Source organism: Peptoniphilus harei (assembly GCF_900454685.1).
GTDB lineage: Bacteria > Bacillota > Clostridia > Tissierellales > Peptoniphilaceae > Peptoniphilus_A > Peptoniphilus_A harei.
On record NZ_UATM01000007.1, the window covers coordinates 1 to 6,877 of the forward strand.

Here is a 6,877-nt window from a genome sequence, read left to right on the forward strand (position 1 = left end):
TGACTACTTATTTATCTCCTTTTTTTATATTTTAACAACAAATAATTGTTGCCCAAATTCATACAAGGCGTGTGTATTTTTAGGATAAGTAAGAATTTGTTTTTTATCAAATGTATCCTTTAATAAATCAAGCCATTCTAATCTATTTAAAAATGTTCTATTTTTCTCTAGCCTAATATCTGTTGGTTTTGTCATCATAAAAACTTGTGAAACAAGCATTTCAGGAGGTTCCTTAACTGGTTCTGCAATTAATATAAGACTATCTTTTTTTACAGTATTATATATCTCTCTCAATACTGTATTTAATTTTCCAGAATTATTTAATACACCTACAGCTATCACTATATCAAAAGTTTCCTTTCCTAACTTTTCCAAATCTTTATCTATATCAATCTTTTCATATTCAATGTTACTAACTACATTTTCATATTTGCTTTTTGCACACTGGATAAAAAAAATTCGATATATCTGTATATTTATATAATACTTCATCAATCAAATTTTCATCTATTAATCTTTTTAATACACTATCTGTAGTAGCTCCTATTCCAGCTCCTATTTCTAAAATTTTTATCTTATTAATTCCACTAGAATATTTTTTTACATAATCAGATATAGTTATTGCTACTAAGTCATTAATATATCTATATACCATGTTGTTCTTATATAATGCCTTTGCATATTTCAGGTCTCCCTCAGGAAATAATATAGAATTACATTTTTTCTTTCCATCAAATAATTCTTGTAAATATTTTATATTTTGATTTATATAATCTATAGACAACGGATCTCCTAATTTCCAATCCCATAAGTTCTTTGCATCTTCATAATATCTATCAATATTATTTTTATTCACGACTTTACGCAAATAACAATTATTATTTTCTAGATGTATAAATTCATTTTCGAATAATATATTTAACCATCTTAATATAATATTTTTATTTCTACTATTAAAGTTTTTTTCAATAATCTCATTTATATTATATTTGCGATTACAATCAATAAAAACACCATTATTTTGAAAAAACAATATCATGGACAAATATATATACATATTTATCGATTCTAAAAATTTATTTACATGAACATGATCTATAAATGAGTACCTTCTTTCAACATCTTGTATAGAATGAATATTCATTAAATTAGGTGTTTCATACAACCACTCATTTTTTTTCTAAATTTGAGGATAAACATGAGTTTTGTTTTATTGTAAGGTCATCTTTTAAATCAAACTTTCTTACTAAATATTCAAATTCATCAAATAATTGAACATCTTTAATAATCTCGTGTACCTTTGGCAAATATTTTCTTCCATCATTCTTCATATTATTTAAAAAAGTGATCTGTTTTTTTACCAAAAGTAATAATTCATCATTTAAATCTGTTTTATTTTCGACTGTAAAAGATGTTTTTAAATTTAGTAGTTGTTCTGCATTGTATAAATTTATATTTATGTTATCTTTATCAAAAATAAATTTCTTCTATTTTTCCAGATAATTATATTTTTAAAAATTTCTAAAATCAAACTACCATCTTCAAATACAAACTCCAATTTATTTTCATAGTATTTGCATCTGTTATTAATATTTATAGGATCATATACTTTAAAGCAAAATGTTATTTCCGATATTTCCCACTAATAGTAATAAATTCATCATGACTAAATGTTTTTATATCAAAACAAAAATTCTCATTAAGGCTTGACTTAATAATTTTAAAAATAGAAAATAACATATCTTTAGATATAAACGAATCAATATATATTATTTTTTGTTCTTGCATTATTTGTTTCGCTTTTCTTATAAACATTTTTGAAATTTCTGTTTCTTCATATAAATTTCTAATAAGATAGTAACAGTTTTTACTTTTTATTTCCTTTAAATATTTTATTGTATCTTTTTTACTTTTAGGAATTTCTTCAATTACGTTTATTCCTCTATTTAATAGATAGCGAACAATATCTACATCTCTATTAATTTCAGAATTAAATGGAACATATGCAAGTTTAGTATTATTAGGGATATTTTTTATATTTGTAAAAAGTGGCAAATTATTAAAATATGCATCTCTAATTGTTGTCTTAGAATTAACTTCAAAAATTCCTGATATTTCAATTATATCTTTTAATTTAAATAAAGATTCTACAATAAAATTTCCTGATACTTTTCCACAAATAATTGTTTCTATCATTTTTTCACCCCCCCACAAAACGATATACTTTCTTTTTTAAATATTATTATAATATATACTTTATTCTCTATATTTCGCTCGACATATTTTCATTTAACATATTTGCTAAAACTTTTGAGTTTGACTTTCCTTGTACTGACTATAATGATTGCCTGGTATATAAAATTTTCTAATATCGCCAATAATTATATTCTTCCAATTTTCAGCTAGGATATTAAAGTGCTTATATGCCCCAACATTATCTTTTGCTATATAGTAATCTATATCCCCAAAATATATTTCAGGCATAAATTTTTGAGCATTAAATGACTTTATGAAATTTTATACATATCTAAAAAAGATTTTTTTGTAATTGAATTTCCCTTATTTTTTACTAAATTATAATATAATTCAAATCTTTTTTGTTGAGATAAAGAATTTAATTTTTTTACATAAAGTATATCTTCTTCGAATCGCATTTTACTCAATATATTATTAACCGTCATTGCATTCTCATAATTATTATCCATATTAGAAATGCTATATCTAATATATTTGTTTCTTTAAATCCTATATCTGAAATTTCAATATTAAATGCTTGTAAGAAATTAAATTCCAATAATAATTCATCATAATTATAATTTAACAAGCTTCCACCTTCTATAACTGCTAAATTATCTACTAAAATTCCTGCTTCTAATAATCTCCTAGAAACTTCTATTGCAACTACCCGCTAAAGCTATATCCTATTATTTGAACATTTGTTGGAGAAAATTTTTGTATTTCTTTATAATACTCATTTGCCAATTTTTCAACTAATTCATCTGATTTATATCTAGATACTTACCTATATCTGATACACCCATCAATAATATATCTCCTTTATTTGAGAACATAATTCCATTGCTAAATTTTTTAAATTTTCAAGATTTCCAAAAGCTCCATGTAATATAATCTTAATCTTTTATCCTCGATGGCTGCACTATATTTTTTTGAGTATATAAATTCATCATTAGAAATATTATGCTCTGTACCGTTTCCGCCTTTCAATAACTCAGAAATCCTATAAAAGTTGGTTCATCTATTAATTCTCTAAGTATAGATTCAAATGTGCTACTTGATTCAATGCTTTTTGTAATTTCAGCTGCTATTTGAGCTAAAATCAATGAATCAGCTCCACATTCATATAAATTCTTATTTAAATTTAATTCTTCTTCATCTAAAAATTTAGCACAAATATTCAATGCTTCTTTTGGTATGAGATGTTTTTTTGAATCAGAAATTAATAGATATCATTTATTGCAATTTTGATTCAAAAAAACATCTATACCAAAAGAAGCATTGAATATTTGTGCTAAATTTTTAGATGAAGAAGAATTAAATTTAAATAAGAATTTATATGAATGTGGAGCTGATTCATTGATTTTAGCTCAAATAGCAGCTGAAATTACAAAAAGCATTGAATCAAGTAGCACATTTGAATCTATACTTAGAGAATTAATAGATGAACCAACTTTTTATAGGATTTCTGAGTTATTGAAAGGCGGAAACGGTACAGAGCATAATATTTCTAATGATGAATTTATATACTCAAAAAATATAGTGCAGCCATCGAGGATAAAAGATTAAGAGTTATATTACATGGAGCTTTTGGAAATCTTGAAAATTTAAAAAATTTAGCAATGGAATTATGTTCTCAAAATAAAGGAGATATATTATTGATGGGTGTATCAGATATAGGTAAGTATCTAGATATAAATTCAGATGAATTAGTTGAAAAATTGGCAAATGAGTATTATAAAGAAATACAAAAATTTTCTCCCAACAAATGTTCAAATAATAGGATATAGCTTTAGCGGGGTAGTTGCAATAGAAGTTTCTAGGAGATTATTAGAAGCAGGAATTTTAGTAGATAATTTAGCAGTTATAGAAGGTGGAAGCTTGTTAAATTATAATTATGATGAATTATTATTGGAATTTAATTTCTTACAAGCATTTAATATTGAAATTTCAGATATAGGATTTAAAGAAACAAATATATTAGATATAGCATTTTCTAATATGGATAATAATTATGAGAATGCAATGACGGTTAATAATATATTGAGTAAAATGCGATTCGAAGAAGATATACTTTATGTAAAAAAATTAAATTCTTTATCTCAACAAAAAAGATTTGAATTATATTATAATTTAGTAAAAATAAGGGAAATTCAATTACAAAAAAATCTTTTTTAGATATGTATAAAATTTTCATAAAGTCATTTAATGCTCAAAAATTTATGCCTGAAATATATTTTGGGATATAGATTACTATATAGCAAAAGATAATGTTGGGGCATATAAGCACTTTAATATCCTAGCTGAAAATTGGAAGAATATAATTATTGCGATATTAGAAAATTTTATATACCAGGCAATCATTATAGTTCAGTACAAGGAAAGTCAAACTCAAAAGTTTTAGCAAATATGTTAAATGAAAATATGTCGAGCGAAATATAGAGAATAAAGTATATATTATAATAAATATTTAAAAAAGAAAGTATATCGTTTTGTGGGGGGGTGAAAAAATGATAGAAACAATTATTTGTGGAAAAGTATCAGGAAATTTTATTGTAGAATCTTTATTTAAATTAAAAGATATAATTGAAATATCAGGAATTTTTGAAGTTAATTCTAAGACAACAATTAGAGATGCATATTTTAATAATTTGCCACTTTTTACAAATATAAAAAATATCCCTAATAATACTAAACTTGCATATGTTCCATTTAATTCTGAAATTAATAGAGATGTAGATATTGTTCGCTATCTATTAAATAGAGGAATAAACGTAATTGAAGAAATTCCTAAAAGTAAAAAAGATACAATAAAATATTTAAAGGAAATAAAAAGTAAAAACTGTTACTATCTTATTAGAAATTTATATGAAGAAACAGAAATTTCAAAAATGTTTATAAGAAAAGCGAAACAAATAATGCAAGAACAAAAAATAATATATATTGATTCGTTTATATCTAAAGATATGTTATTTTCTATTTTTAAAATTATTAAGTCAAGCCTTAATGAGAATTTTTGTTTTGATATAAAAACATTTAGTCATGATGAATTTATTACTATTAGTGGGAAAATATCGGAAATAACATTTTGCTTTAAAGTATATGATCCTATAAATATTAATAACAGATGCAAATACTATGAAAATAAATTGGAGTTTGTATTTGAAGATGGTAGTTTGATTTTAGAAATTTTTAAAAATATAATTATCTGGAAAATAGAAGAAATTTATTTTTTGATAAAGATAACATAAATATAAATTTATACAATGCAGAACAACTACTAAATTTAAAAACATCTTTTACAGTCGAAAATAAAACAGATTTAAATGATGAATTATTACTTTTGGTAAAAAAACAGATCACTTTTTTAAATAATATGAAGAATGATGGAAGAAAATATTTGCCAAAGGTACACGAGATTATTAAAGATGTTCAATTATTTGATGAATTTGAATATTTAGTAAGAAAGTTTGATTTAAAAGATGACCTTACAATAAAACAAAACTCATGTTTATCCTCAAATTTAGAAAAAAATGAGTGGTTGTATGAAACACCTAATTTAATGAATATTCATTCTATACAAGATGTTGAAAGAAGGTACTCATTTATAGATCATGTTCATGTAAATAAATTTTTAGAATCGATAAATATGTATATATATTTGTCCATGATATTGTTTTTTCAAAATAATGGTGTTTTTATTGATTGTAATCGCAAATATAATATAAATGAGATTATTGAAAAAAACTTTAATAGTAGAAATAAAAATATTATATTAAGATGGTTAAATATATTATTCGAAAATGAATTTATACATCTAGAAAATAATAATTGTTATTTGCGTAAAGTCGTGAATAAAAATAATATTGATAGATATTATGAAGATGCAAAGAACTTATGGGATTGGAAATTAGGAGATCCGTTGTCTATAGATTATATAAATCAAAATATAAAATATTTACAAGAATTATTTGATGGAAAGAAAAAATGTAATTCTATATTATTTCCTGAGGGAGACCTGAAATATGCAAAGGCATTATATAAGAACAACATGGTATATAGATATATTAATGACTTAGTAGCAATAACTATATCTGATTATGTAAAAAAATATTCTAGTGGAATTAATAAGATAAAAATTTTAGAAATAGGAGCTGGAATAGGAGCTACTACAGATAGTGTATTAAAAAGATTAATAGATGAAAATTTGATTGATGAAGTATTATATAAATATACAGATATATCGAATTTTTTTTATCCAGTGTGCAAAAAGCAAATATGAAAATGTAGTTAGTAACATTGAATATGAAAAGATTGATATAGATAAAGATTTGGAAAAGTTAGGAAAGGAAACTTTTGATATAGTGATAGCTGTAGGTGTATTAAATAATTCTGGAAAATTAAATACAGTATTGAGAGAGATATATAATACTGTAAAAAAAGATAGTCTTATATTAATTGCAGAACCAGTTAAGGAACCTCCTGAAATGCTTGTTTCACAAGTTTTTATGATGACAAAACCAACAGATATTAGGCTAGAGAAAAATAGAACATTTTTAAATAGATTAGAATGGCTTGATTTATTAAAGGATACATTTGATAAAAAACAAATTCTTACTTATCCTAAAATACACACGCCTTG

Annotated in this window: 10 protein-coding genes; 5 read left to right on the forward strand and 5 right to left on the reverse strand. The window is 23.3% G+C overall.

The genetic code is table 11. From position 1 onward, the window contains the following. Positions 1–24: 24 nt before the first annotated feature. The 5 genes from DRZ96_RS00325 to DRZ96_RS00340 all read right to left on the reverse strand — a co-directional run bounded on the left by DRZ96_RS00325 (position 25) and on the right by DRZ96_RS00340 (position 3,419). Positions 25–492, reverse strand: coding sequence for a methyltransferase domain-containing protein (locus DRZ96_RS00325; protein ID WP_112889223.1), 468 nt, complete (start codon positions 490–492; stop codon positions 25–27). Next, complete coding sequence (locus tag DRZ96_RS10425) at positions 425–784, reverse strand: hypothetical protein (RefSeq protein WP_172605425.1); 360 nt, start codon at positions 782–784, stop codon at positions 425–427. Before DRZ96_RS10425 ends, DRZ96_RS00325 begins: the two co-directional genes overlap by 68 nt. An 839-nt stretch (positions 785–1,623) precedes the next feature. Next, positions 1,624–2,196 carry a hypothetical protein gene (locus DRZ96_RS00335; RefSeq protein ID WP_112889225.1) on the reverse strand — a complete coding sequence of 191 codons (573 nt, stop codon included), beginning with the start codon at positions 2,194–2,196 and terminating at the stop codon, positions 1,624–1,626. Between the two features lie 481 nt (positions 2,197–2,677). Continuing rightward, positions 2,678–2,824 (reverse strand): hypothetical protein, encoded by a 147-nt coding sequence (locus DRZ96_RS10430; protein WP_172605426.1) that lies wholly within the window; start codon positions 2,822–2,824, stop codon positions 2,678–2,680. Positions 2,825–3,221: 397 nt separating this feature from the next. Next, positions 3,222–3,419, reverse strand: coding sequence for a phosphopantetheine-binding protein (locus DRZ96_RS00340; RefSeq protein WP_172605427.1), 198 nt, complete (start codon positions 3,417–3,419; stop codon positions 3,222–3,224). Positions 3,420–3,516: 97 nt separating this feature from the next. On the opposite strand from DRZ96_RS00340, the gene DRZ96_RS00345 reads away from it, so the two are divergent. The 5 genes from DRZ96_RS00345 to DRZ96_RS00365 all read left to right on the forward strand — a co-directional run. Beyond that, the gene (locus DRZ96_RS00345) at positions 3,517–3,804 is read left to right on the forward strand and encodes a phosphopantetheine-binding protein (RefSeq protein ID WP_172605428.1); all 288 of its coding nucleotides are present in this window, start codon (positions 3,517–3,519) and stop codon (positions 3,802–3,804) included. A 144-nt stretch (positions 3,805–3,948) separates the two neighbouring features. Then, complete coding sequence (locus DRZ96_RS00350; protein ID WP_112889228.1) at positions 3,949–4,413, forward strand: hypothetical protein; 465 nt, start codon at positions 3,949–3,951, stop codon at positions 4,411–4,413. A gap of 332 nt (positions 4,414–4,745) precedes the next feature. Next, complete coding sequence (locus DRZ96_RS00355) at positions 4,746–5,486, forward strand: hypothetical protein (RefSeq protein ID WP_112889229.1); 741 nt, start codon at positions 4,746–4,748, stop codon at positions 5,484–5,486. Positions 5,487–5,611: 125 nt separating this feature from the next. Then, the gene (locus DRZ96_RS00360; protein ID WP_146740960.1) at positions 5,612–6,517 is read left to right on the forward strand and encodes a hypothetical protein; all 906 of its coding nucleotides are present in this window, start codon (positions 5,612–5,614) and stop codon (positions 6,515–6,517) included. Next, positions 6,450–6,877, forward strand: a 428-nt coding sequence (locus tag DRZ96_RS00365; protein ID WP_146740961.1) for a methyltransferase domain-containing protein, incomplete at its 3' end; no start/stop codon positions are given. The genes DRZ96_RS00360 and DRZ96_RS00365, both read left to right, overlap by 68 nt.